The organism is Methylobacterium sp. Leaf104, assembly GCF_001422885.1.
In the GTDB taxonomy this organism is placed as follows: Bacteria; Pseudomonadota; Alphaproteobacteria; order Rhizobiales; family Beijerinckiaceae; genus Methylobacterium.
This window is the reverse complement of record NZ_LMMZ01000005.1, coordinates 143856-170401: the sequence shown is the minus strand read 5'-3', so window position 1 is coordinate 170401 and position 26546 is coordinate 143856. Positions and strand designations below refer to the sequence as shown.

At 69.7% G+C, this 26546-nt stretch carries 21 protein-coding genes; 16 read left to right on the top strand and 5 right to left on the bottom strand.

What is annotated here, in order from left to right; translation table 11 throughout:
• Position 1 precedes the first annotated feature (1 nt).
• The 3 genes from ASF49_RS07230 to ASF49_RS07220 are packed head-to-tail and all read right to left on the bottom strand — an operon-like array spanning position 2 to position 2384.
• A complete protein-coding gene (locus ASF49_RS07230) occupies positions 2-970 on the bottom strand; it encodes an amino acid--[acyl-carrier-protein] ligase (RefSeq protein WP_082510961.1) in 969 nt (322 codons plus the stop codon).
• Positions 970-2133 (bottom strand): acyl-CoA dehydrogenase family protein, encoded by a 1164-nt coding sequence (locus tag ASF49_RS07225; protein WP_056469917.1) that lies wholly within the window; start codon positions 2131-2133, stop codon positions 970-972. The genes ASF49_RS07230 and ASF49_RS07225 overlap by 1 nt, the downstream gene beginning before the upstream one ends.
• Positions 2130-2384, bottom strand: a complete 255-nt coding sequence (locus ASF49_RS07220; RefSeq protein WP_056469913.1) for an acyl carrier protein — start codon at positions 2382-2384, stop codon at positions 2130-2132. Before ASF49_RS07220 ends, ASF49_RS07225 begins: the two co-directional genes overlap by 4 nt.
• Positions 2385-2805: 421 nt before the next feature.
• Between ASF49_RS07220 and ASF49_RS07215 the strand changes: the two genes are divergently transcribed.
• From ASF49_RS07215 to ASF49_RS07155, 13 genes are all read left to right on the top strand, one after another.
• The gene (locus ASF49_RS07215) at positions 2806-3894 is read left to right on the top strand and encodes an acyltransferase family protein (RefSeq protein ID WP_056469910.1); all 1089 of its coding nucleotides are present in this window, start codon (positions 2806-2808) and stop codon (positions 3892-3894) included.
• A gap of 260 nt (positions 3895-4154) precedes the next feature.
• Positions 4155-5342, top strand: coding sequence for a glycosyltransferase (locus tag ASF49_RS07210; RefSeq protein ID WP_056469907.1), 1188 nt, complete (start codon positions 4155-4157; stop codon positions 5340-5342).
• A 12-nt stretch (positions 5343-5354) separates the two neighbouring features.
• Positions 5355-7553 carry a GumC family protein gene (locus tag ASF49_RS07205; RefSeq protein ID WP_056469904.1) on the top strand — a complete coding sequence of 733 codons (2199 nt, stop codon included), beginning with the start codon at positions 5355-5357 and terminating at the stop codon, positions 7551-7553.
• Positions 7553-8770 (top strand): glycosyltransferase, encoded by a 1218-nt coding sequence (locus tag ASF49_RS07200; RefSeq protein ID WP_082510959.1) that lies wholly within the window; start codon positions 7553-7555, stop codon positions 8768-8770. The genes ASF49_RS07205 and ASF49_RS07200 overlap by 1 nt, the downstream gene beginning before the upstream one ends.
• Before the next feature lie 41 nt (positions 8771-8811).
• Entirely contained in the window at positions 8812-9954 is a 1143-nt protein-coding gene (locus ASF49_RS07195; protein ID WP_056469902.1) for a glycosyltransferase family 4 protein, read from the top strand.
• The gene (locus tag ASF49_RS07190) at positions 9935-11194 is read left to right on the top strand and encodes a glycosyltransferase family 4 protein (protein WP_056469899.1); all 1260 of its coding nucleotides are present in this window, start codon (positions 9935-9937) and stop codon (positions 11192-11194) included. The genes ASF49_RS07195 and ASF49_RS07190 overlap by 20 nt, the downstream gene beginning before the upstream one ends.
• Positions 11195-11325: 131 nt before the next feature.
• Positions 11326-12549, top strand: coding sequence for a glycosyltransferase family 4 protein (locus ASF49_RS07185; RefSeq protein ID WP_056470093.1), 1224 nt, complete (start codon positions 11326-11328; stop codon positions 12547-12549).
• Positions 12546-14057, top strand: a complete 1512-nt coding sequence (locus ASF49_RS07180) for a lipopolysaccharide biosynthesis protein (protein ID WP_056469896.1) — start codon at positions 12546-12548, stop codon at positions 14055-14057. Before ASF49_RS07185 ends, ASF49_RS07180 begins: the two co-directional genes overlap by 4 nt.
• Positions 14058-14168: 111 nt before the next feature.
• Positions 14169-15425, top strand: coding sequence for an O-antigen ligase family protein (locus tag ASF49_RS07175; RefSeq protein ID WP_056469891.1), 1257 nt, complete (start codon positions 14169-14171; stop codon positions 15423-15425).
• A gap of 168 nt (positions 15426-15593) precedes the next feature.
• Entirely contained in the window at positions 15594-16679 is a 1086-nt protein-coding gene (locus tag ASF49_RS07170) for an efflux RND transporter periplasmic adaptor subunit (RefSeq protein WP_056469889.1), read from the top strand.
• The gene (locus tag ASF49_RS07165) at positions 16676-19783 is read left to right on the top strand and encodes an efflux RND transporter permease subunit (RefSeq protein ID WP_056469886.1); all 3108 of its coding nucleotides are present in this window, start codon (positions 16676-16678) and stop codon (positions 19781-19783) included. The genes ASF49_RS07170 and ASF49_RS07165 overlap by 4 nt, the downstream gene beginning before the upstream one ends.
• A 76-nt stretch (positions 19784-19859) precedes the next feature.
• Positions 19860-20429 (top strand): TetR/AcrR family transcriptional regulator, encoded by a 570-nt coding sequence (locus ASF49_RS07160; protein WP_056469883.1) that lies wholly within the window; start codon positions 19860-19862, stop codon positions 20427-20429.
• A 450-nt stretch (positions 20430-20879) separates the two neighbouring features.
• Entirely contained in the window at positions 20880-22901 is a 2022-nt protein-coding gene (locus ASF49_RS07155) for an acyltransferase family protein (protein WP_082510957.1), read from the top strand.
• Positions 22902-22972: 71 nt separating this feature from the next.
• Here ASF49_RS07155 and ASF49_RS07150 read toward each other — a convergent pair whose 3' ends face one another.
• Together ASF49_RS07150 and ASF49_RS07145 are read right to left on the bottom strand one after the other, a co-directional pair.
• Positions 22973-23206, bottom strand: coding sequence for a Flp family type IVb pilin (locus ASF49_RS07150; RefSeq protein WP_082510955.1), 234 nt, complete (start codon positions 23204-23206; stop codon positions 22973-22975).
• Positions 23207-23355: 149 nt separating this feature from the next.
• Positions 23356-23622: a DUF3072 domain-containing protein gene (locus tag ASF49_RS07145; protein ID WP_056469879.1), complete on the bottom strand. Its 267-nt coding sequence runs from the start codon at positions 23620-23622 to the stop codon at positions 23356-23358.
• 293 nt (positions 23623-23915) lie between these two features.
• On the opposite strand from ASF49_RS07145, the gene ASF49_RS07140 reads away from it, so the two are divergent.
• From ASF49_RS07140 to ASF49_RS07130, 3 genes are all read left to right on the top strand, one after another.
• The gene (locus tag ASF49_RS07140; protein WP_056469878.1) at positions 23916-24422 is read left to right on the top strand and encodes a MarR family winged helix-turn-helix transcriptional regulator; all 507 of its coding nucleotides are present in this window, start codon (positions 23916-23918) and stop codon (positions 24420-24422) included.
• A 5-nt stretch (positions 24423-24427) separates the two neighbouring features.
• Entirely contained in the window at positions 24428-25147 is a 720-nt protein-coding gene (locus tag ASF49_RS07135; RefSeq protein WP_056470086.1) for a response regulator, read from the top strand.
• A gap of 70 nt (positions 25148-25217) precedes the next feature.
• On the top strand, positions 25218-26543 hold the full coding sequence (locus ASF49_RS07130) for an ATP-binding protein (RefSeq protein WP_243214642.1): 1326 nt from the start codon (positions 25218-25220) through the stop codon (positions 26541-26543).
• Positions 26544-26546 lie beyond the last annotated feature (3 nt).

The following is a 26546-nucleotide window of genomic DNA, read 5'->3' as shown; positions in this document are numbered from 1 at the left end:
CTCAGCCCCACAGGGTGGCGCGCACGGCGTCCGGCCAGGCGGCGAGGTCCAGGCCGTGATGGCGCAGCAGCGCCAGGGTGATCCGCTCCAGGCCGAAGCCGACGCAGGCGGTGTGAGCGACGCTGCCGTCGGCCTGGCGCAGGTCCCAGGTCGTTCCGAAGTGATCCTGGTGGTAGTTGAAGCTGAGGCAGGCGGTGGGCTTCTCGACGCTGTTCACCGGCACGTTCAGCTCAAACTTCAGGTTCTGCTGGCGCTGGTTGTTGGCGAGCATCCGCCCGGCCCGGCCGAAGAACGGGTCGTTCGCCACGTCGATGGCCAGCGGAAGGTCGAGGCTGCGGATCATCTCGGTGCCGCGGGCGAGCCAGGATTCGCGGAAGGCGAGCACCTGCTCGGGGCTGCCCATGCGGACGTATTCGCGCATCCGGAAGAGTTGCATCCGGGTCGGCTCAAGGCTGGGCTCGCGCCGGAAGCAGTAGGATTGCAGGTCGAACAGGCCGCCCCCTTCGGGCAGCCGGCCGCGCGCGGCGGCGGCCGGATACAGCGGGTAGCAGGCCGCGGGCGTGAGAACGATGTCCGTCGCCTGCTGGTGACCGGTCCAGTCGCTCCGGGCCTCGACGCAGGCGAGGAGCTCGGCATGCTCCGCCTCGTTGCCACAGAAGCTGTGCACCGTGCCGGCGAGGTTCGGGAAGCCCTTGAGGTAGCCGCTGCGCTCGAAGGCCGGCCGGCTCATGCCGGGAGGAAAGCGCATCACCTCGGCCCCGTCGGCCGCGCCGAGGCGGCTGATCAGGCGCTCGAGGGCGTCGACGACGCTCTCGAAGGCACCGCTGCGGCCATAGAGACCGTCTACGCCGGTGCGCACCAGGAGACCCTGGTCGAACAAACGGTCGAGGAAGCTCGGGACGGCGTCCGCGGCCTCGTCGAAGATCTCGGTGGCGCGGGCATCCGCCGGGGTGGAGAAGGTCGAGTCCATCACGCGCTCATGAGCTGGCCGCCGCCCTTCTGCACGAGCAGAAGCTTGGCGGTGTTGGCGAGGATGCGGTCGTTTCCGATCATCAGCGGCGCCGAGAGGACGTCGCGCAACGGGCGGCCGAGGCTGAAGGGCGTGCCGTTCTTGTAGCCGGCGAGGCCGACGATCGAGAGGGCGCGCTGCACGATGTCGACGGCCATCTCGGAGGCGGTCGTCTTCAGGTTGTTGAGCATGACCGAGAAGCCGATCGACCCGATGGTATCGGCGTCCCCGTGCGCGTCCTCGTAGCGGCGGAGCGCCGAGACGATGGCGGCCCGCATCGCCTGGAGCGCGTTGGAGACCTCCGCGAGGCGCAGGGCGGTGGGGGGCACCTGTCCCGGCTGGCGCCGGGCCTCGGCCTGCACGAAGGTGCGGGCGCGGTCGACGGCGGAATTGGCGATGCCGTACCAGACGCTGCTCCACAGGAGATGCGAGGAGGCCAGCATCGACTGGGCCGCGATCTCCGCGAAGGGCTTAGGCAGGATCTGCGCGACGGGAATATCCCGAGCCTCCAGGCGGAAGCCGTCGCTGCAGGTGCCGCGCATGCCCAGTGTGTCCCACACGGTCTTGCGCTCCAGGGAGATCTGATCGGCGAACAGGGCCACCAGCACCTGGTCGGAGCCCACGGCCTCCGGGTGGCGCCGGGCTGTGGCGAGGATCAGGTCGGCCTGGGTCCCGTAGGAGATCACCGAGGCGTCCTTGCCCAGGGCGAAGACAGTCCCGGTGGTCTCGACGGCACAGAAGCTGGTGCGCAGGTCGCCGCCGATCCCGGCCTCCGTGGTCGAGGAGGCGACGAGAAGCTGTTCCTGGGCGATCCGCTCCATCAGGTGGCAGTGCCAAGTGCTGTCGAGGCCGTGCGCCACCAGGCTCGCGACCTTGATGTGGTGCATGGCGAAGACCATCGCCGCGCTGCTGCAGGCCTGCCCGAGGGTGCTGCACACGTCCGCGATCTCGCGCAGCCCTGCGCCCTCGCCGCCGAACTGGCTCGGGATCTGAAGGCCCAGCAGGCGCTCCGCCTTGAGGGCCGTGACCGCTTCCAGGGGGAAGCGGCCCTCGCGGTCGACGACGTCGGCATGGAGCGCCGCGACCGCCGCCGCACGCTGCGCGCGCTGGGCCAGGGTGCTCATGCGGCCTGCGGACGGATCACGGCGGCGACGGTCTCGCGGATCGCACCGATCGTGGCGAAGGACTTGCGGCTCAGGAACTCGTCCGGGAACTCGATGCCGAACCGCTCCTCGAGCGCGAGCATGAGCTGGACCGATCCGAACGAGTCGAGGCCGCGATCGAACAGGCTCTCGTCGTCCGAAATCTGATCGGCGATCGGCGCCAGCGCCTCGTTCGAGGCGAGGATCTGACGAATGTCTTGGGAAGTGACCAAGGTGCGGCTCCTTTCTAGGATCAGGCCATGTATTGGCCGAAAGCGGAGATTGTCAAATGGCAAGATTGACGATGGTAAATTCCGATCTGTGTTGCGAAAGGTGGGGGTTATCGACTCCGGATCAATCTTCGGCCTTCGGGTGGCGGCATCGTTCTTGTGACGATCGCGGCGCGCAGCTTTACAGGCGCTTTCCGTAAAGGCCCGAAACTGCGAAATTCACTACGATTCGGTCGGTCAGCAGCGAGAGCTTCCGTCGTGATGAACAAAGTCTGACGAGAATTGTAGAAAAGCCGGATGATTCAGGATAATGGCTGGAATAGCGTGACTTTAGGGCCGGCGGTGCGTTCAGGTCCTGCGATCGGGCGTTGAACGGACGCCCTCCCAGTCCGGCGGGCGGCGACATGCGATCCTTCGGCGAGAGATGATCTACAATCTGCAGATCCTGCGCGCCCTGGCGGCCTATGCGGTCTTCCTGACGCATTTCGGCCTCTACGCCGGCCCCATCCTGCCGCTGCCCGACGCCCTCGCGTTCGGCGCGGCGGGCGTGGACGCCTTCTTCGTCCTGTCCGGCTTCATCATGTTCGTGAGCACGGCGGGGCGGGGCGAGACCCCCGGCTCCTTCCTGCTGCGCCGGGCAATCCGAGTCGTGCCGCTGTACTGGCTCGTGACCCTCGCACTGGCGCTTGTGGCGCTCGCTGGCCTGAAGCCGATCGGCATCGTCGAACTGCGACCCGACTATGTGGTGCAGTCGCTGCTGTTCCTGCCGTTCTCGCGCGGCGGCTATGTCGAACCCCTGAATTCCGTCGGCTGGACGCTCAATTACGAGATGTTCTTCTATGCCGTCTTCGCCGCCCTGCTGCTAGTGACGAGCCTGCGGGCGCGGATGACCGGTCTCGCCCTGGCCTTCGGCGCCCTGGTCGTTCTCGGCCTCGCGCCAGTGCCGGGACTGTACTGGGCCTATTACACCAAGCCGATCGTGCTCGAATTCGTCGCCGGTGCAGGCCTCGGCTACGCCTATCACCACCTCGGCGTGCCGCCGCCTGGCTTCCCGGTTCGGCGCACCGCCGGGGTGGCCCTCGCGGCCGCGGCGTCGATCGTCCTCGCAGGACAGGCCGCGGCGATCACCCTCGGCGCCGACCTGGAGATGACGGGGTTCCTGCGCCCCTTGGTCTGGGGGACCGCCGCTTTCTTGGCGGTCGGCGCGCTGGTGCTGCTGGAGCGGGGCGGCGTCGTCCTGCGGTGGCGCTGGCTCCTCTCCCAGGGGAATGCCAGCTATGCATTCTACCTTATCCACAACTTGATGTTGCATGTCGGTGGCAAGGTGGCGGCCGTCCTGGTGGCGCCCGGCCCGTTGCGGGTCGCCTTGGTCTTCGTCCTGGCGCTATCGGCGTCGATCGCTCTCGGCGAGTGGCTGCACCGCGTCGTCGAAGTGCCCCTCGGCGCAGCACTGCGGCGCTGGTGCGACCGGGGAACCGGCCCCGCGCCGCTGGCCGGCGCCGTCGTACCGTGAACGACTCGCACCGTCCCGGACGGCCAGGATGGTTTTTTAGGCCCGATCGTTAATGAGGCCCTACAGTCTGTCAAACAATTTTCGACAAAGCGGACGCTAGACCATTATCTCTAAGTACTAGTCTCTCGAGATACTGCTTTTACCTCCGGGTTGGTCGTAGTATTTTGCCTTTCGGGAGTAGCGCTCCGGCCGGTCGGCGTTCGGGCCGACAGTCAGCGGAAATTCACCTCGTGTCCGGCGTGCCGGCAAGGATGGTTCGGATGCGTGTCGCGATCGTTCACGACTGGCTGTATGTGGTCGGAGGCGCCGAGCAGGTGCTGCGTCAGCTGCTCAAGATCTATCCCCAGGCGCACGTCTATACGCTGTTCGACTTCCTGCCCGAAGCTTCGCGAGCGCATCTCGGCTACGATCATGCGCGAACGAGCTTCATCCAGCACCTGCCCTTCGCGCGCACGCGACACCGGCACTACCTGCCGCTGATGCCCCTCGCGATCGAGCAGTTCGACCTGTCGAGCTACGATCTGGTCATTTCCAGCAGTTACGCTGTCGCCAAGGGCGTGCTCACCGGGCCCGACCAGCTTCACGTGTCCTACGTCCACTCGCCGATGCGCTACGCCTGGGACCTCCAGCACACCTATCTGCGCGAGAGCAACTGCGAGAGGGGCCTCAAGGGCCTCCTCGCGCGCCTCGTCCTTCACCGCATGCGCCTGTGGGACTACCGTACGGCGGCCGGGCCGAACGCGATCATCGCGAATTCCGGCTTCGTGGCCCGGCGCATCCACAAGGTGTACGGACGCAGCGCCGAGGTGATCCCGCCGCCCGTCACCCTGTCGAGCCAGCGCTACGACGGGCCGCGGGCGAACCACTTCCTCGTGGCGAGCCGCCTCGTTCCCTACAAGAACGTCGAGGCGGTGGTGCGCGCCTTCGCGCAACTGCCCGGGCTCGACCTCGTGGTCGCGGGCACCGGTCCAGAGGCCGATCGGCTGAAGGCGATCGCGACCGCGAACGTCTCCTTCTCGGGCTTCGTGTCCGACGAGGAGCTGCGCCGCCTCATGGCCACCGCCCGCGCCTTCGTCTTCGCGGCCGAGGAGGATTTCGGAATCATCGTGGTGGAGGCCCAGTCGGAGGGGACGCCGGTCCTCGCCCTCGGCCGCGGCGGTGCCCGCGAGACCGTCCAGGTCCGCGGACCGAACCGCACGGGCCTGTTCTTCGACACCCCCGAGCCCGGCGCCATCGCGTCCTGCGTCTGCGACTTCATCCGGCAGGAAGAGAGTTTCACCCGCGAGGCCTGCTGGAATCAGGCGGAGCCGTTCTCCGCCGACCTGTTCCGCATCCGGTTCTCGCGATTCGTCGACGAGCAGCTCTCGATGCACCGCGCCGCTTGCGAGCCGCGCCTACGCCCCTTCTCCCGGCTCGAGCCCGTTCCGCGCTTCGAAGCCGTGTCCTGACGAGCGGCGCGCATGTCCCTCCTCACCCTCGACATGCCCGAAAGGGTTCCGGCCGCCGGGCGCGCGTCCGAGCAGGACCGTGAGCGCGGCGGCGCATTGATGGCGCTGCTCCTGAAGATCTGGCGGCGGCGCATCCTGTTCGCGAGCGTCCTCGTCGCCGTCCTCGGGCTCGCGGTGGCCTTTCTGATCCGTACGCCCGCCCAGTACGTCGCCAGTGGCTCCGTCATCGTGGCCGAGCCCGAGCCCGGCGCGAACAACGCCTCCATGGCCTGGATCCAGAAGCTCGGCGACCCTGCCGATCTCGAGAGCCAGATCCTGGTGATCCGGTCGCCCCGCCTCATGCGCCTGGCCGCCGAGAGCGGCCTCGCCGAGGCGGTGATGGCCGAGTGCCGCCATGCCATGACCCGCGGACGGCCCGACCGGATCACCGAGAAGAACGACGCCGTCTGCGCCAAGCTCGGCAGCGATCGCGACGCCCTCGTGGAGTACCTCCAGAAGCGCTACATGGTCGGCAGCGCCGGTCGCTCGCGCGTCATCGCCATCGGCTACAAGTCGCCGCTGCCCGAGGTGGCGCAGACGATGGCCAACGCTCTGATCAACGCCTTCCTTGAGGACCAGCGCAACGCGCAGGCCTCGAGCCGCAAGGCCGCCACCGATTGGCTGTTCACCGAGATCAAGCAGCTCGATGCCTCGATCCGCGACGACGAGGCGCGCATCCAGGCCTTCCGCCGCCGCAAGGGTCTCGTGAAGGGCGCGACCGGGCCGATCAGCGCCGAGCGCCTCACCGGCATCAGCCAGCAGCTCGCGGCGGCCGAGGGCGCCAAGGCGGATGCGGCCGCGCGCCTCAAGGAGATCGAGGCCGACCGGCGCCGCGGATCCGACAGCGCCCCGGCCGCGCTCGCCAGCCGCGCGGTGGGCGACCTCAAGCAGCAGATCAGCGGCGTCAGCGCCCAGCTCGCCAACCAGAGCACCCTGCTCGGTCCGAACCACCCCACCGTGCGCGCCCTCCAGACCGAGCAGGCCAGCCTGCGCGCCCGCATCGACCGGGAACTCGCCAACGTCGCCGACGGCCTGCGCAAGACCTACGAGGCCTCCAGCACCCTGGCCCGGTCCCTGCGGGCCCAGATGGAGAGCGCCAAGTCCGAGGCCGCGGCCGCCATGGACGACGAGGCTTCGATCGAGGGCATGGTTCGCAACGCCGAGATCAAGCGCGCCCGCTACGCCGACCTCGTGAAGCGGGCGAGCGAACTCGAAACCGAGCGGCGGATCCTCACCGGCAGCACCCGCCTCGTCAGTCTGGCCGAGGTGCCGCAGGAGGCGTTCTCGCCCAAGCCCGTCCCGTTCCTCGCCGGTGCCTTCGTGCTGGCGACCGTGCTGGCCGCAGGCGCCGCCCTCCTGCGCGACCTCGCGGACCGTCGGGTCCGCACCCCCGCCCAACTCGTGGCCGGCACCGGCGCCCCGGTCTTCGCCCAGCTGCCCTGCCTCACGCCCGGCGGCCTGATGGGTCGCCTGTCCGACCGGCGCCGCGAACTGCCCCTGGCCGAGGCCCTGCAGCGGGCGCAGGCCGACCCGGGCATGCGCAACGTTCTGCGCACCCTGCACGCCCACCTGTTCCTGGCGGGCGGCGACGGCTCGCGCACGGTCCTGGTGACTTCGGGCAAACCCCGTGAAGGCAAGTCGTTCACGACCTTCGCCATCGCCGGCCTCAGCGCCGCAAGCGGCCGCCGGGTCCTGGTGATCGAGTGCGACCTGCGCCGGCCGAACTTCGAGGCCTCCCTCGGCCTCGGCCGCTGCGCGGGCCTCACCGGCATCCTGCGCGGGGAGATCGATGCACCCGGGGCCATCATCGCCAAGGACGGCTTCGACGTCATCCCGGCCGGCATGCCGACGCCGGACTCGACCGAGCTCCTGATGAGCCAGCGCATGGCGCACCTCCTGCGCTGGAGCCGCCGCTACGACCTCGTGCTCCTCGACAGCCCGCCGAGCAGCCTGCTGATGGATGCTTGCATGCTCGCCCGCCACGTCGACGGCGTGCTCTGCTGCACCCGCTACGGCCGCTCGCAGCTCTCCGACACCATCGAGACCGTCGCGAGCCTGCGCAGGGCCGGCGGCGCCGTCCTCGGCATCGCCATGACGATGGTGAAGCCCGGCGGCCAGCCGACCTACGACGCGATGCCCCGGTCCCTGCCGAACCGCGTGGAAGCCGCCTGATGGCCGGAACGCTCGCCACTGCCGCCGGCCTCGACCCGGCGCGCGCCACGGTTCCGGTCGAGACGCGCGGCACCCGCCCGCGGGTGCTGTTCGTCAGCCACACCGGCACGATGTCGGGGGCCGAACTCGTCCTGCGCGACGTCGTGCGGGCTTGGCCAGGGTCCGCGGCCTTCCTGTTCGAGCGCGGCCCCCTCGCCGAGGCCCTGCGGGAGGCCGGCCTGAGCGTCCAGCTCGCCGTGCCCGGCGCCGACCTCTCGGGCCTGCGCCGGGACGTCTCCCCCTTGCGTGCCCTTCCGGTGCTCGGGCGCCTCGCCCGGCTCGGGCTCGACCTCGCCCGGGCGGCGCGGACCTGCGACGTCGTCTACGCCAACTCGCAGAAGGCCTTCCTCCTCGCGGCGCTGCCCGCCCGCCTCGTCGGCCGTCCCCTCATCTGGCACCTGCACGACATCCTCGACGGCGCCCATTTCGGCCGGGCGCAGCGGATCGTCCAGGCACGGCTCGCGAATGCCTGCGCGGCGCGGGTGATCGTCCCCTCGCAGGCCGCCGCCGGGGCCTTCGTGCGGGCCGGCGGGCGCCGGGACCGCGTGACGGTGGTGCCGAACGGCCTCGACCTGACCCTCGACCCACGCCCCGCGGCGGCCTTGCGGGCGGAGCTCGGCCTGCCCGGCGGACCCCTCGTCGGCGTGTTCAGCCGTCTCGCGCCCTGGAAGGGGCAGGATGTCGTGATCGAGGCGCTGGCGCGGGTGCCGGGCTTGCGCTGCGTGGTGGTGGGCTCGGCCCTGTTCGGCGAGGATGCCTACGCGGCGGGGCTGCGCGACCTCGCGGCGGCCCGGGGTGTCGCCGACCGCGTGCTGTTCCTCGGCCAGCGCAGCGACGTGCCCCGCCTGATGCAGGCCGTCGACGCCGTGGTCCATCCCTCCGTCGATCCCGAGCCGTTCGGCCGGACCCTCGTGGAGGCGATGCTGGCGGGCGTGCCGGTGGTCGCCACCGATGCCGGCGCCTCCAGCGAGATCCTCGACGGCGGCGCCCTCGGCACCCTTGTGCCGCCGCGCCGGCCCGACCGCATCGCCGCCGCCCTCGCCGAGATCCTGGCGCGCCCGGCGGCCTTCGCCGGACGCACCCGCCTCGCCCGCGAGCGCGCCCTCGCCCGCTACGGGGCCGCCCGGATGCAGGACGATCTCGCCGCTCTGGTCCGCCAGGTCGCAGCCCGCGCGTGACGCGGACAGGCACCCCTCTCCTCCGGAGCCGCCGAGCCACGATGACCCGCGTCCTCGTCAACATGCCGAGCCAGCACGGCGGCCGCCCGTCCGGCGTGGCGCTGGTCGCCTTCCGGGTGATCGCGGGGCTGCTCGGCCGGGGCAACGTTTCGGTCGTCCTGCGCTCGCCCTGGACGCGCGCACAACTGCCCGAGACGATCCGCGACCGGGTCGAGGTCGTCACCGTGCCGCGCCCGCGCCTGATGATCCTCGACGTCCTGCGCCAGGCATTCACCGTTCCTGCCCTGTGCCGGGCGCAAGCGATCGACGTGGTGCTGAACGCTGACCCCTACGGCGCGGCCTTCGGCGGACGCTCCCGGGTCAGCGTCGTGCACGACCTCTATTTCCGCACGATCCCCGAGAGCACCGGACGGCGCGAAGCCGTGACGACCGACCTGATCTTCCGGCTGGTTCTCGGCAACAGCGCCCGGGTGGTCGCGGTCTCGGACGCCACCCGGAGGAGTCTCGAGCGGTTCTACCCGTCCCTGCGCGGCCGGGTCAGGACCGTTCCCTCGGCGGCGATGCTCGACGCGTCGGCGGCGGGCGCCGCGCCGGAGACCGCCCTCGGCGCCTACGTCCTGGCAGTGGGCAACGCCACCCACAACAAGAACTTCGCCACCCTGGCGCAGGCCGTCGCGGCCCTTGCGCAGACCCATCCCGACCTCGCCATCGTGCATGTCGGCGATGATGAACGGGAGACCATCGCGGCCGCCCTGGCCGGGGCACCGGTGCAGCTGACACGGCTCGCGCGCATCGGCGAGGACCGCCTTGCCGCCCTCTACCGCGGCGCCCTGTGCCTGTGCGTGCCGTCCTTCGCCGAGGGGTTCTGCCTGCCGGTCCTGGAGGCGCAGGCGCTGGGCTGCCCGGTGCTGTGCTCGGACCGCTCGGCGACGCCCGAGATCGCGGGCGCCGGGGCGCTGACCTTCGACCCCGCCGACCCCGGTGCCCTCGCGGCGGCCCTGCGCCGCCTCCTCCGCGAGCCCGGCCTGCGCGCCGCGCTGATCGCCCGCGGCCAGGCCAATGTGCGCCGCTACGACTGGGCCGAGACCGCGAGGCGCTACGAGGGCGTGCTCCTCGACGCGGTGCGGGACGCCACCCGCCCGATCTCCGCCGGGGAGGCCGCCGATGCGCATCCTGCACCTTAGCTCCCTCTACGCGCCCGAGCAGGTCGGCGGCGCAGAACTCATGGTCGAGACCCTCGCCCGGACCCAGGCCGGCCTCGGCCACGCCGTGGCGGTGGCCTGCGCCTCGCGCCGTGTGGAAGCGCCGGCCCTCCAGGACGGGGTCACCGTCTACCGGACCGGATACGGCACCCCCTTCCACCGCCTCGACTGGCCGCAGCACGGGCGCCTCGACCGCCTCCGCTACAAGCTCGCGACCCAGTGGAACCGGCACACCCTCGACGGGCTGCAGGCGGCGGTCCGCGACTTCGCACCCGAGGTGGTGAACACCCATTCGATCTCGGAGATCCCTCCGGCCATCTGGCCGATGCTCCGGCGGCTCGGACTTCCGGTGGTCCACACGCTCCACGACTTCACCAGCCTGTGCACCAACGGCGCGATGTCCCGGCACGGACGGGCCTGCGCCGGCCAGCACCTGAAATGCCGTTTCTACGCGACGCCCCATCGCCACTGTCAGCAGGCCGTCTCGGCCGTCGCGGCGGTCGGCACCGACATCCTGGACCGACACCTGGCGGCCGGGTTCTTCGCGGACGTTCCCGAGCGGCTCCGCCGGGTGATCTGGAACCCGATCGCCGCCGGCGGCCCCTCGGTCCGGCAGCCGCGCCGGCCGGGTGCCCCGGTCGTGTTCGGCTGCCTCGGACGCATCGAGCCCTCCAAGGGCACCGACATCCTGCTGGAGGCCTGCCGCCGCCTGCCGGCGGAGGGCTGGCGCCTCGTCGTCGCCGGCCAAGCTGCGGACGGCCTCGACCGCTACCGCGCCCTGGCCGAGGGGTTGCCGGTAACGTTTGTCGGGTATGCCGACAAGGATGCCTTCCTCGATGCCATCGACTGCCTCGTCGTCCCGCCGGTCTGGCCGGAGGCGTTCGGCCGGACGGTGGCCGAGGCCTATGGCCGGGCCGTGCCGGTGATCGGCACGGCGGTGGGCGGGATCGGCGAGCAGGTCGGCCCCGGCCCCTGGCTCGTGCCCCCCGGCGACGCTCCGGCCCTCGCCGCCGCGATGGCGCGGCTCGTCGACGAGCCGGGCCGCCTTCCCGAGGGCCTGGCCCGCGCCGGAGCCGTTCGGGACGGCACCGACCCGGCTGCCGTCGCCGACGCCTATCTCGATCTCTACGCCGCCGTTCGCGCCCGCGGCGCGGCGCGTTCCCATCCTCTCCCGCCGGCGGCCTTCCCCGAGCCCCCGCGTCTCGACGAGTGCCGTCCATGACCGCTTCCCCCATGACCCCGTCGGCGATGGCGACCCCGGGCCTCGCCCGCGCCCTGCTGGAGCCCTCGCCCGCATCCACCTCCGAGATGCGAGGCGCAGGAAGCGCCGCCCGGACCGCCGCGACCGGCCCCTTGCGCATCCTGCATCTCAGTGCGCTCTATCCACCCTACATCGTCGGCGGCGCCGAACGCTCGGTGGAGCATCTCGCCGAGGAGCTGGTGGCGGCCGGCCACACGGTGGCGGCGGCCTGCATCGCCCGGGAGCCCGAGCCCAAGACCGTGCGCAACGGCGTCACCGTCTACCGCATGGCCCACAACAACGACTTCTGGCTGGAGGACTGGCCGAAGGCGACGCGGGTCGGTCGCACCTGGGCGAAGCTGAAGCAGCAGTGGAACTTCGCCATCGCCGCCGAGTTCGGCCGCGTCCTCGACGATTTCCGGCCCGACATCGTCAACACGCACTCGCTCCTCGACGTCTCGACCCTGGTCTGGCGCGAGGCGGCCAAGCGCGGCATCCCGATCGTCCACACGGTCTGCGAGTACGACTTGATCTGCGGCAATGCCGCGATGTTCCGGCACGGCAAGCCCTGCACGCACTGGCACCTGGGCTGCAAGGTGGTGAACGCCACCAAGCAGATCACCAACCGAGCGGTGGGCGCCGTGGTCAGCGTCGGGACGGAGATCCTGAAGACCCACGTGAACCACGGCCTGTTCCGTCACCTCGCGCCGGAGCGCCGGCGGGTGATCTACTATTCCTGCACGGTGCCGGACGGCGACCCCGAGGCGCGGCGGCGGATCGACCGCACCGGCCGGCCGATGACCTTCGGCTATCTCGGCCGCATCAACGTCGAGAAGGGCGTCGGCACCCTCGTCGACGCGTTCCGCGCGGTCGGGCCCGGGGATTGGCGCTGCCTCGTGGCCGGCCAGGCGATGGACGACTCGATCGACCGGTTCAAGGCGCGGGCCGAGGGCCTGCCCATCGAGTTCGTGGGCTGGGCCAAGCCCGCCGACTTCCTCAGCGAGATCGACGTGCTCATCGTGCCCTCGTTCTGGGCCGAGCCCTCGCCGCGGACGATCTACGAGGCCTACGTCATGGGCGTGCCGGTGATCGGCGCGGCCTCGGGCGGCATCCCCGAACTGATCGGCGAGGACAACGCCGAGTGGCTCTTCACGCCCGGCGACGAGGCCGAACTCGCCGAGCGCCTCCGGGCCGTGATCGCCCGTGGCCGCGTCGGCCTGCCGGACGAACGCAGCTTCCAGCACGTCATTCGCGAATCGACCTCGGAGCGCGTCGCCGAGAAGTACCTGGACCTCTACGCCGAGCTTGTGGACGAGCGCCGGGCCGACCGCGCGTGAGCGCCACCGCACTGCTTCCGGGACAGGCTGCGTCCGCGCCGGCCTCCCTCGGCGTCACCGACGAGCCGGACGTCTCGGGCCGCTCCTTCGCGGCGGCACGCTGGGTGGCGCTGGCCTCCGTGGGCAACGTCATCCTCAGCTTCGGGGTGTTTCTGGTCCTGGCCCGACTGATCGAGCCCGCCGAATTCGGCCTCGTCGCCGTCGCGGCGGTCTTCATCGACATCCTGCAGATCGTCGCCCGCGGCGGCCTGCCCGACGCGGTGGTCCAGCGGGCGGACCTCGACGAGGACTTCGCCGCCACGGCCTTCTGGGTGACGCTGGGCTCCAGCGTCGTCTACGCGGCGGCCCTGGTCGGGCTGTCCTGGCCGATCGCCTGGCTGCTGGACCTGCCCGAGCTGCGACCGGCCCTCTGCGCCCTCTCCGCCTGCTTCGTGATCTCGGCCTTCGGCGCGATTCACGAGGCGCGCCTCCAGCGCAGCTTCGGCTTCCGCAAGCTCGCCCTCCGGGCGCTCGGCGCCAACCTCCTCGGGGGCGCCGCCGCCCTGGCGCTGGCGCTGGCGGATTACGGAGTCTGGAGTCTCGTGGTCCAGCGCCTCGTCGCCACCGGCGCGACCACGCTCCTGACCTGGGCGGCGATGCCCTGGATCCCGGCCCGGCGCCTGGACATCCCGGCGGCGCGTCGACAGATCGCCTTCGGCTCCCGGGTCTTCTCCACGAACCTGCTGCTGGTCTTCTCGATTCGCAGCCAGGAGGTGATCGCCGCCTACTTCCTGTCGACCGCCGATGTCGGGCACCTGCGCCTCGCCTGGCGCTGCATCGACCTCGTGAGCCAGGTCGCGGTCATCCCGTTCTCGGCCGTGGGGCTCACCACCTATGCCCGCCTGCAGGACCGCCCGTCCGACCTCGCCGCCGCCTTCCACGACTTCACCCGGACCTCCGCCTTCCTGGCGCTGCCGGCCTTCTTCGGCATGGCCGCGGTGGCCCCGACGCTGATCCCGTTCCTGTTCGGCGACCAGTGGCACGACGCGGCGCCGGTGCTGCGCATCCTCTCCCTGCTGGCGCCGGAATTCGTCGTCACCTCCATGCTGTGGATGATCTTCACGGCCTTGGGGCGCAGCGGAACGGCCCTGAAGCTCGCCGGGGCCCAGTTCGGCCTCGGCGCCGTGGCGGCGATCCTCACCGGACCCTTCGGGCTCCCGGCCCTCGTGATCGGCCACGTGGTGCGGGCCTACCTGTTCTCGCCCCTGATCGTCCTGCGGGCCGGACGCTTCGTGCCGGTGAGCAACGGTCGCCTCGTCGGGGTGCTGATGCCGGCCACCGCCTGCGCCGGCGCCATGGCGGCCCTGGTGCTGCTGGTGCAGGCGCCGATCCACGACGCTCTGGGCGACCGCCTCGGGCTCTTCGGCTGCGTGACCCTCGGCATGCTGGCCTATGGCGCCCTCGCCCTGATCTTCCTGCGCCCGACCGTCCGTTCGGCCCTCGGGTTCTTCGTCCGCCGGGGCGGCTGAGCCGCCCGTGCCCGGGCGCCTGCACGCTTCACAAACCTTTGCGCGCGAGACTGCGCGCGGCGGAGCCCAGGCGCCCGGCCGGGTGGCGGACAGGCGAGAGGGTCCGGGACGATGACGGGATCAGCGGGGCCGGCCACGGCGGGCAGGGCGGGAGCGCGGGCCGTACCGGTCGCGGCCGACCGCGCGGCCGTGTTCCTGTTCGGCGTCGCCCTGCAGCTCAACGTGCTCACCTCGAGCTTCGGGCTGCCGTTCCAGCGCCTGTCCGACCTCCTGCCCTTCCTCCTCATCCCCTGGTTCGGCCTGCGGCGCGCGGTGATCGCCGAGGGCCTGCGCCAAGCCGTGCCGATGGGCGCCGTCGGCATCCTGATCGCCCTCTCGCTGGTGCTGAAGGCCGAGATCCAGGCGGGCGACGTCTACCTGACCCTCGTCCTGCTGCTCTACTTCGTCCTGGCGATGATCTTGCTCGTGATGTTCCGCGACCGGAGCCTGGAGAACGCCTTCTGCTGGGGCCTTCTCGCGGGCCTCGGCGGCTCTCTCGTCGTCCTGCTGCTCTCGTCCTCCGGACTGCCGCTGGACCGCTTCGGCCTCGGCGTCCCGACCGACGGCCTGGACGAGGAACTCAAGCTCTTCGTCGAGGACAAGCAGGGCGGCCTCTGGGCCTCCGGCAACGAGACCGGCCATGTCTTCGCCCTCGGGGGAGTCGCGGCCCTCCTGCTCAGCCTGCGCTATCGCCTGAACCTGATCTACCTCGCCTATTTCGTGGCCCTGCTGGCGAGCTTCCCCCTGACCAACAACCGTTCCGGCCTGTTCATGCCGGTGCTGATCCTGCTGGTGCTGATGCGCCGCAACGTCCGTCTGCAGGTGGTGCTGCCCGTGCTCGGCGTGGTCGGCATCCTGCTCATCGCCTTCTCGATGACGGGCGAGATTCCCCTGCCGCAGAAGCTGGCGCAGACGATCGAGGCGCGCTTTGCCGGCGACGGGAACGTCTCGGGCAATGCCGATGAGCGCTTCATCTCCGGCTTCACGGCGCTGCAGCTCGTGGCCGAGTATCCGTTCGGCGTCGGGGAGACGACCCGGCGCGAGGAACTCCGTGCCCTCACCGGTCTGGTGACGCCGCATAACGGCTTCATCTCCCTCGCGCTCCAGAGCGGCGTCGCGGCCGCCCTGCTCCTGCTCGCCGCGCTGGTGCGCATCGCCCGCGCGCCCGCCGCCGTCGGCCCCCTTGTCGCCTACAGCGCCCTGTTCCTGGTGCCCTCGATGATGTTCGAGGAACTCTCGGTCAACCAGTACTTCCTCTTCTTCACGGCGATGGTGCTGGCCTCGCTGGTGGTCCGGCCGGCGCCCGCAGGAGCGGCCGGGCACCCGTAGGAACGCGGGCCGCGCGACGGCGCAGCGGACGGAAGCGCTCCGGTTCGTCCCCTGCCCGCGTGTCGATCCGCACCTGCGGCATCCGACGGCCCTTGACCCCTGCTTCCGTTCAAATAGATTACGATCATAATTTTAAGGCGGCGGCGGTTCGGCTGCGGAGTATCGGTCATGCAGAAGTGGTTCGCGCCCGGATTCGCCGCGTTCGCCCTGGCGGCCTGCTCGCCGGCGGAGACGGCGGTGACGCCGGAGCCGCCCCTCGTCCAAGTCGCCGAGGTCGCGGCGGGACCCGGCGCGGTCTCGCGCTACACCGGCGTGATCCGGGCTCGTACCGAGAGCAATCTCGGCTTCCGGGTCGGCGGCAAGATCTTCGAGCGCCTCGTCGATCCGGGCGACCGCGTGCGTCTCGGCCAGCCCCTGATGCGCCTCGACCGCACCGACTTCACCCTCGCCCTCAACGCCGCCCGCGCCTCCGTCGAGGCCGCCCGCGCCCAGATGATCAAGGCCAAGGCCGACGAGGAGCGCAGCCGCAAGCTCGTGGCCGACGGCTGGACCTCCCGGCAGACCTACGACCAGAACAAGGGCGCGGCCGATGCCGCGATCGCCCAGTTCGCCAATGCCGAGGCCCAGGCGAGCCAGATCCAGAACCAGGCGGGCTATGCCGAGCTCCAGGCCGATGCCGACGGCGTCGTCATGGAGGTGCCCTCCGAGCCCGGCCAGGTGGTCGCGGCCGGCCAGACCGTGGTCAAGCTCGCCCGGGACGGCGCGCGCGAGGCCGAGGTGTTCCTGCCCGAGGGCAGCCGCCGCACCGCCGAGGGCGAGGCGTCCGCGACCCTCTACGCCGAGGGGGCGGCGACCTATCCGGCACGCCTGCGCGAATTGTCCGCCACCGCCGATCCGGCCACGCGCACCTACCGCGCGCGCTACATCCTCTCGGGTGGCGGCGAGGCCGCGCCGCTGGGCGCCACCGTCACCCTGCAGCTCAAGGAGCGCGCGACGACCCGCACCGCCAGCGTGGAGGTCCCCCTCGGCGCCCTCTTCGACCAGGGGCGCGGCACCGCGGTCTGGCGCTACGACGCCGCCAGCGAGACCGTGCGCCCGCAGGCCGTGCAGGTCGCCCGCATGGGCGAGGAGCGCGCCGAGATCGTCGCCGGCCTGAGCCCCGGCGACCGGATCGTGGCGCTCGGCGCCCATCTCCTCAAGGCCGATCAGAAGGTGCGCCGGGCGCCCACCAGCATGACGGGGGTGGTGCGATGAGCGGCTTCAATCTCTCGGCCCTGGCCGTCCGCGAGCGGGCCGTCACGCTGTTCCTGCTGATCGCGCTGACGGGCGCGGGTTTCTTCGCCTTCGAGAAGCTCGGGCGGGCGGAGGACCCGGCCTTCACCGTCAAGGTCATGACCGTCTCGGCCGCCTGGCCCGGCGCCACCGCCGAGGAGATGCAGCGACAGGTCGCCGATCCCCTGGAGAAGCGTCTGCAGGAACTCGTCTACTACGACCGCGCCGAGACCACGGTGCGCCCCGGCCTGATGGTGACCAAAGTCATCTTCAAGGATTCGATGCCCCCGGCCAAGCTCCAGTCGGAGTTCTACCAGACCCGCAAGAAGCTCTCCGACCAGGCCTCCAGCCTGCCGCGCGGGGTGCTGGGGCCGCTCTTCAACGACGAGTTCTCGGACATCTACTTCGCCCTCTACGCCGTACAGGCCAAGGATCTGCCGCATCGCCAGCTCGTGCTGCGCGCCGAGGACCTACGCCAGCGCCTGCTGCGGGTGCCGGGTGTCGAGAAGATCAACATCCTGGGCGAGCAGGCCCAGAAGATCTTCGTCGAGATCTCCTATCAGCGCCTCGCCACCCTCGGCATCACCGGCCAGCAGCTCCTCGCCGCTTTGGCCAACCAGAACGACGTGACCCCGGCCGGCTTCGTCGAGGCGGCGGGCCCGCGCGTGTACCTGCGCCTCGACGGGGCCATCGACGGGCTCGACGCCATCCGCGACCTGCCCGTGGCCGCCGGCGACCGCAGCCTGAAGCTCGGCGACATCGCCGAGGTCAAGCGCGGCTACGAGGACCCCAGGACCTTCGCGATCCGCAACGACGGCGAGCCGGGCCTGATGCTCGGCCTCGTGATGAAGCCCGGCTTCAACGGCCTGAAGCTCGGCGAGGCGCTCAACGCCGAGGAGGTGGCGATCCATCACGAGACGCCGGTCGGCATCGGCTTCACCAAGATCACGGACCAGGCCAGGGTCATCGACGACGCCATTCACGAGTTCATGGTCAAGTTCTTCACCGCACTCGGCGTGGTGATCTTCGTCTCCCTGGTGGCGCTCGGCTTCCGGGTCGGCATCGTGGTGGCGCTGGCCGTGCCGCTCACCCTGTCGGCGGTGTTCGTGGTGATGATGGTCACGGGGCGCGACTTCGACCGCATCACGCTGGGCGCCCTGATCATCTCGCTCGGACTCCTCGTCGACGACGCCATCATCGCCATCGAGATGATGGTGGTGCGCATGGAGGAAGGCGCCGACCGCATCGAGGCGGCGACCTATGCCTGGAGCGCCACGGCCGCGCCGATGCTCACCGGCACCCTGGTGACCATCGCGGGCTTCCTGCCGGTGGGCTTCGCCGCCTCCACGGCGGGCGAGTACGCTGGCAACATCTTCTGGGTGGTGGCCTTCTCGCTGATCATCTCCTGGATCGTGGCCGTGACCTTCACGCCCTATCTCGGCGTCAAGCTCCTGCCGAACATCAAGAAGGTGGAGGGCGGGCACGAGGCGATCTACGCCACGAAGAACTACGAGCGCCTGCGCCGCGTCGTGCGGATGTCCGTCGACCACAAGTGGCTGGCCGCCGGCATCACCGTGGGGCTGTTCGCGCTGGCCGTGGTGGCGATGGGCCGTGTCGAGCAGCAGTTCTTCCCCAATTCCGAGCGTCCGGAGCTCATCGTCGAGGTGACCTTGCCGGCGGGCTCGGCCTTCGCCACCACGGAGGCCAGCGTCAAGCGGATCGAGGCGGCCGTCCGCGATCTGCCCGAGGCCGGGGAGATCACGAGCTACATCGGCCAGGGCATGCCCCGCTTCGTGCTCTCCTTCGACCCCGAGTTGCCCGATCCGGCCTTCGCGCAGATCGTGGTGCAGACCGCCGATGCCCCGGCCCGCGACGCCTTGCGGGGCAAGGTGCGCAAGCTCGTCGAGGACGGCCGCTTTCCGGAAGCCCGCGTGCGCGTGCTCCAGATCGTGTTCGGCCCGCCGATCCGTTTCCCGGTCGCCTTCCGGGTGGTGGGACCCGATCTCGACGTCATCCGCGGCATCGCCGCCGAAGTCCGGGAGGTCATGGCGGCCAATCCCAACATGCGCCTCGTCCACCTGGACTGGGGCGACAGGACCCCGAGCCTGCACCTCGCCTTCGACCAAGAGCGCCTGCGCCTGATCGGGCTGACCCCGAAGGAGGCCGGCCAGCAGCTGCAGGCCTACCTCAACGGCACGCCCGCCACCCAGGTGCGCGAGAACCTGCGCTCGGTCGACGTCGTCCTGCACAGCCCGGGCCCCGAGCGGCGCTCGCTCGGCGAGATCGGCGACCTGACGCTGACGACGAAGGACGGGCGCCAGGTGCCGGTCTCGCAGGTGGCACGCCTGGAGAGCCGCACCGAGGACGCGGTGCTCAAGCGCTACAACCGGGAGACCTACATCCGCGTTCAGGGCGACGTGCTCGACGGCCGCCAGCCGCCCGACATCCACGCCCAGGTCTTCCCGCTGCTGGCGCCGATCAAGGCCAAGCTTCCGCCGGGTTACCGCATCGACACGGCGGGCGCGGTGGAGGAGAGCGAGAAGGCGATGATGTCCCTGGTGGCGGTGTTTCCGATCATGCTGATCGTGACGCTGACGGTGATCATGATCCAGGTGCGCTCGTTCGCCACCATGTTCATGGTCTTCGCCACCGCGCCGCTGGGCCTCGTGGGTGCCGCACCGACCCTGCTGCTCTTCCATCAGCCCTTCGGCTTCAACGCGATCCTCGGGCTGATCGCCCTGTCGGGCATCCTGATGCGCAACACCCTGATCCTGGTGGACCAGATCCACCACGACCAGACGGCGGGTCTGGGCGATTACGACGCCATCGTGGAATCCACCGTGCGTCGGGCGCGCCCCGTGATCCTGACGGCGGCCGCCGCCATGCTGGCCTTCATTCCCCTCACCCACTCGGTGTTCTGGGGGGCGCTGGCCTACGTGCTGATCGGCGGCGTCGGCGTCGGCACGCTCCTGACCCTGCTGTTCCTGCCCGCCCTCTACGCCCTCTGGTTCCGCGTCGGGCGGGCCTCCCGCGGCCCGGAGGGCGCGGTCGGGGTCGCGGCGACGCCGCACGCGAGCGGAACCTGACGGCGATGCCGGGTCGGATCTGTTTTGATGACGGTCCGCATCTATATAAGGCTGCTCAGGCGGCAGGAGGGCCACGATGCCGAGAGTTTCGCAGGAGCAGGCCCGGCTCAACCGCCAACGGGTCGTCGAGGTCGCCGCGGCCCTGTTCCGGGAGCGCGGCCTGAACGGGGTCGGGGTGGCCGACATCATGGCCTCGGCCGGGCTGACCCATGGCGGATTCTACGGCCAGTTCGCCAGCAAGGATGCCCTCGCGATCGAGGCGTTCGACGCCGCCCTGGGTGAGGAGAGGCGCGGAACGGTGGACGCTCTGATCGGCAACTACCTGTCCCTCGGGCACGTCCAGGCGCCCGGCATGGGCTGTCCCCTCGCCGCGCTGGCGAACGACGTCGCGCGCGAGCCGGCGGACAGCCTCCTGCGCGGGCGCTTCACCCAGGGTGTCCGCAACCTCCTCACCCTCCTGACCGAACTCTCCCCCCAGGGCGCGAAGGAGCGGCGCCGGCAGCGGGCCCTGGCCAAGCTCGCGACGCTCGTCGGCGCCGTCATCCTGGCCCGGGCGGTGGATGACACGAGCCTGGCCGAGGACCTCCTCCAGGCCGCGCGGGCCGCCACCGCCGAGCGCGGCGAACCGGCCGTGCCGACCCTTTAGGACCGCGCGCTCCGAGGCCTTCGGGCAAGCCTTCCGATCTCGGAAGGTGCGCGCGGACCTCGATCGACCTCGCTCCGGGGGAGCCGGGCTTCCGCACGCGTGCGACCGAGCGAAGCGGTTCGATGCGGCGGGCACGGGCATCGATGTCCCTCGAAGCGCACCGATCGTCGGCGCTCGTTTTCAAGGCAGAGACCCGGACCTACCCTGTCAGAAGTCAGAAAAGGACGGACGAAAAGGATCTTTCGTTTCTTGCAAAGAAAGAAACCTTTCCGTGTCGTTGGAACACTGAATGCGACCCGCAAATTTATTGCGTAATAGTAACAATAGATATAATCATTTGATATGTGAATGTATTCGTGGGTTTTGAAAATTACCAAATGTGATTGACATGGCATTCTATGATTTTGAAGAAAGGATTTATCGATAAAATTTGCTTAGGGCGACGGACATTTGATCGATAAACAGGCCTTCGATGGTGGTCGCATAGCCGCTTCGGGCGTGAAAGTTCCCAGTTTTCGTAAAGACATCAACTTCATCCGTGCGACCGCCGTCGTTGCTGTCGTATTGTTTCATTATAAAGTTTTTGGATTTGCGGGAGGATATGTCGGGGTCGACATCTTCTTCGTGATCTCCGGCTTCCTGATGACGCGGATCATCGTCGGACGCCTGCAGGAGCACCGGTTCGGATTCCTGCGGTTTTACGCGGCGCGCTTCGATCGTATCGTACCGGCACTGTTCGGCCTGTGCGTGGCCTTGCTCGTATTCGGGATCGTCCTCCTCGATCCGCTCGCGCTCAAGCAATTGTGCCGACATATCATCGGCTCGCTCGGCTTCTACTCCAACGTCCAATACTACCAGGAAGCCGGGTACTTCGATCGGCAGAGCGATCTGAAATGGCTGCTGCACACGTGGTCGCTTTCGGTCGAGTGGCAGTTCTACATCCTCTACCCGGTGGTTCTCGCGGCCGCATGGAAAGTCGCACCGAGCCTGCGCCTGTTGCGGATGTTGATCTGGCTTGGTTGCGGAGTGTCGCTGGCCCTGTGCATCGTGACGCCGTTGGCCTACCAATCGGCGGCCTTCTACCTCTTGCCGACCCGTGCCTGGGAAATGCTCGCCGGCGGTCTCGTCGCGCTGCACCCGGTCGTCTGGTCGCGCGAGGGGACATCGCGGGCGCTCCAAGTCGCGAGCCTCGCCGTCCTGCTGTTCTGCATCGTCGGCTTCGATGCCTTCATGCCCTGGCCCTCCTATCGGGCCACGCTGCCCGTGGCGGCGACCTGCCTGTTCCTGCTGGCGAACCGGTCATCTTCGCAGCTGGTCGCGTTTCCGGCCGCCCAGCTTCTCGGAGACTGGTCCTACGCGATCTACCTGTGGCACTGGCCCATCGCGGTCGCGATCCATTACTTCTCGCTGCCGGTCCCGCCCGTCGCGGCAATCGGTCTCCTCGCCCTGATGGTCCTGATGGGCCGGTTCGTGCAACGGACGCGGTTCTCCGACATGTCCTGGCAGGGCAGCGGTCGCCTCGGTCTGATCGTCATGATCGGGGCGGTTGCCGGTTTGTCAGGCTACGCCGTCCGCAACCAGGGTCTTCAGGAGCGTCGGCCGGACCGCGTCGCGGTCTTCGCGGATCTCGCCGTGGCCAGTTCGGACTGGGCATTCCCCGCACATTGCGAGCGGCTGGAGCAGGATCGGGTGCTGCGGGGCTGCCAGCAGCCGGGCGGGACGCGGGGTGACATCCTCTTCCTCGGCGACTCGATCGCCGAAGCGATCTATGGCCGTTGGGCTGGGCGCGCGGGAATCGCCCGCCCGAACCTGACCTTCGTGACTCAGGGCGGTTGTCCGATCCTGCCCGGCGCCAAGCGCCGCGGGCCGGGGGAGGTGTGCGGAACCTTCCTCGATCATGCCCTGTCCCTGGCGGAGATGGGGGCGTATCGGCGCGTGGTCGTCACCTCCCTGTGGTCGGGCTATTTCCGCCCGGGAGAGACCGTCTGCTTCGTCGAGGGAAACCGCTGCGCGGATTGGACGGCGGAGACCCTGCCCGGTCAGCTCGATGCGTCGATGGGGCGCCTGAAAGAGCGGCTGGAGCGGGTGCGGCGATCCGGGGCGGAGGTCGTCATCCTCCTCACCTATCCGTTCAGTAGCGTCGACGTTCCTCAGGAATTGGCCAAGCGCCTGTACCTGGGCCAGGATACGACGGACGTGCAATCCATCGATCTGGGAGCTTTCCGGCGACTCAGCCAGCCCATCCACGATCGGCTGAGAGCCGTGGCGCAGGAGATCGGTGCGGAGGTGCTCGACCCGGCACCGTGGATGTGTGAGGGCGACGTCTGCCCGGCGGCGACCGCCGCGATGCGACCGCTCTATCGTGATCAGGTCCACCTTCGGTGGAGCGTCATCCAGGGCCGGCAATTCGACTTCCTGGATCGCCTCGTGCGCCCCTTCCCGCAGGAAATGGCCCGTCCGCGCGGCGAGTGAGAGATGCCGCCGGGGACCCGTTCGGCGCACCGGGGACCCGTTCGGCGCACCGGGTAACCGGTCGTACGCCGTCAGGATCCCTTGTTGAGGCCCGCGCTGATGTAGTTGTACATCGCGCCCGTCTGATCCGAGAAGTACCGCATCGCCGTCACGATCGCCAGGAAGATCATGGCCATGATCAGACCGTACTCGATCACCGTCGAGCCGGACGTGTCATCGAAGAAGCGCCGGGTCAGGTCCTGGAGACCATGTCGCGTCCGAGAGTTCCGCCGACTCCTGGAGTGTTCGATGTCCAGTTCGGTCATGGCCCCGTGACGTCTTTCGCCGAATTCGCTTCGGGGAGAGGATACGAGACCTTCGTTGCGGAGGACTTAAGCGGATCGTCGAAGGTTCGGCTCGCTGGAGTGAAACGCCTTCGGGCCGCCGGACGGTGCCGGCGGCCCGAACGGCCCGATCAGGCCTTGCCGGATTCCTTGCGCAGGGCGTCGATGCGCTGGGAGGCTTCGGCCTTGTCGAGATCGGGGTCGAAGGCCTCCGGGTCCTTGGCCTCCTCGGACAGGGTCTTCAGGTAGGAGGCCTGCGCGCCGGTCATCGGCTCGCCGCCGGTGGTCCACTGGCTCGGGTCCTTGATCTGGTTCGACACGTCCTTCGGATCGGTCTTCGGGTTCTCGTCCGCCTTCGACTCGGAAGCCTTGGACTTGGATGCCTGGGGGCTGGCCATGATGTGGTTCTCCGGTTCACGAAATGTTCTGGTGAACGCGGAGCCCGCGCACCGGTTCCTGATGCCGGTTCGCGGCGGGAGCCTTGTCCCGCGGTCCGTTGTCTCACGGAGCCGGCGGCGCGCCCGGCCGCGGTTCGGACCGCGACGGTCGTGCGGGGACGGGACCGCCCGGATCGATGGTTCCGGGCCGCGGTATCGGGCCAGTCGCGAGACTTGACGGGTCGCGACGAGGCTGGAACATGTCAACAACGCTGACGTAAATCGAGGTCGCCCCAGACGTGACTGCCCACGCGATGCGAGATGCCGAGGCCGACGCGCCGCCCGCCTCCGGCTCCGGCGACGACCTCATCGAACTGCTGTTCTTCGCCTACCGGGATTTCGTCGGCGACCCCGACCGCATCCTGGCCCAGTACGGCTTCGGCCGGGCGCATCACCGGGTGCTGCACTTCGTCGACCGCTATCCGGGTCTTACGATCGCCGAACTCCTGGATATCCTGCGCATCACCAAGCAGAGCCTCAACCGGGTGCTGAAGGATTTGATCGAGCAGGGCTACATCGCGCAGAAGACCGGCACCAGCGACCGGCGCCAGCGGCTGTTGTTCTGCACCGCCGCCGGGGCGGACCTGGCCGGCGACCTCATGCGGGTCCAGAGCCGGCGGGTGGCGCGCGCCCTCGCGGCGTCCGAGCGCGGTGGCGAGACGCCCCTCTCCGCCGAGAGTTTCCTGTTCGGCATGATCGAGCCGGACGCCCGCGCGGCCGTGCAGCGCCTGATGTCCCGGCGTGCCCGGAGTGCCGCCTGATGGCCATGGCCGGAGCCCGCGCGAACGCCGACCTGCCCGACCACGCGCCGCACATCCTCGTGGTCGACGACGACCGCCGGGTGCGGGAACTCCTGTCGCGCTTCCTCTACGAGCAGGGGTTTCGCGTGACCGCCGCCGGCAATGTGCCGGAGGCCCGCACCAAGGCGCAGTGCTTCGTCTTCGACGCCCTGGTACTCGACGTGATGATGCCGGGCGAGAGCGGCTTCGACTACGCCCGTGAGGTGCGCCAGACCTCGCGCGTTCCGATCCTGATGCTGACCGCCCGCTCGAATCCCAACGACCGGGTGATGGGCCTGGAGATCGGCGCCGACGACTACCTGCCCAAACCCTTCGAGCCGCGGGAGCTGATCCTGCGCCTGTCGAACATCATCAAGCGCCGCAGCGAGCCGGGCAGCGGGCGTGCTCACACCCACGACACCGTGACCTTCGGACCCTTCGCCTACCGCATCGACCGCGGCGAACTGCGCCGCGAGGACGAGGTCATCCGAATTACCGAGCGCGAGCGCGAGATCCTCACCATCCTGGCCCAGGCCGGCGGCGCCAACGTCGAGCGCGAGGCTCTTGCGGGGAGCGGCGGCCTCGCAGCCGAGCGCAGCATCGACGTGCAGATCAACCGCCTCCGCCGCAAGACCGAAGTCGATCCGGCCAATCCCCTGTTCCTGCAGACGGTGCGGGGCGTCGGTTACCGCCTCGCGGTGGATTGAATCCATGGCCGCCACCGGCCTCCTCCAGCGCACGGCGACGCGCCTCGCCGCCCTGCCCCGGCCCGGACGGATGTGGCGGCTGGTCAGCCGCGCCATCGGCGACGTCCTGCCCAAGGGGCTCTATGCGCGCTCGCTGATCATCATCATCGCGCCGGTGGTTCTGCTCCAGTCGGTGATCGCCTACACCTTCATGGAGCGCCACTGGCAACTCGTGACGCGCCGGCTCTCCTCGGCCGTCACCGCCGACGTCGCCGCGCTGATCGACATCTACGAGAGCTATCCCCAGGACAAGGATTCCGAGACCCTGACCCGGATCGCCAACGACCGGCTCAACCTCGACGTCGACATCCTGAAGGGAGCCAAACTGCCGCCGGCGGGACCGCGGCCGTTCTTCTCAATCCTCGACGAGGCGCTCTCCGACGAGATCCGGCGCCAGATCCGGCGTCCCTACTGGATCGATACCGTGGGCCGCTCCAGCCTGATCGAGATCCGGGTCTCGATTCCCGATGGGGTGATGCGCGTCACCGCCCGGCGCAGCATGGCCTACGCCTCGAACTCGCACATCTTCCTGCTCTGGATGAGCGGCTCGTCCCTGGTGCTGCTCGGCGTCGCCATCCTGTTCCTGCGCAACCAGATCAAGCCGATCCTTCGGCTGGCCGCCGTCGCGGAGAGCTTCGGCAAGGGCCGCGAGATCGAGTTCCGGCCGCGCGGCGCCCGCGAGGTCCGCCAGGCCGGCCACGCCTTCATCGAGATGAAGCGGCGCATCGAGCGGGCGATGGAGCAGCGCACGACGATGCTCAACGGGGTCAGCCACGACCTGCGCACCATCATCACGCGGTTCAAGCTCTCCCTCGCCCTGGTCGAGCAGACCCCCGAGGTCGAGGACCTGCAGCGCGACGTCGACGAGATGAGCCGGATGCTGGAGGCCTATCTCGCCTTCGCCCGCGGCGATTCGGGTGAGGTGGCGGTGCCCACCGACATGCGGGCGCTCCTCGAGGATCTGCGCACCGACGTCGAGCGCCTCGGCGCCCATGTCGAGGCCGTGGAGATGGAGGACCATCCGCAGCTGACCCTGCGGCCGGATGCCATGCGGCGCTGCCTCTTCAACCTCGCGGCCAATGCCGCCCGCTACGGTGAGACCGTCGCCATCACCGGCCGGCGCGAGGCCCGCGCCTTCCTGGTCTCCATCGACGACGACGGACCCGGCATCGCGCCAGAGCAGCGGGAGGAGGTGTTCAAGCCCTTCGTGCGCCTCGACGACGCGCGCCAGGATGCCGGCGGTTCCGGCCTCGGGCTCTCCATCGCCCGCGACATCGCCCGGGCGCATGGCGGCGACGTCAGCCTGCACGACAGCCCGCTCGGGGGCTTGCGCGCCACGGTCCGGATCCCGGCCTGATCC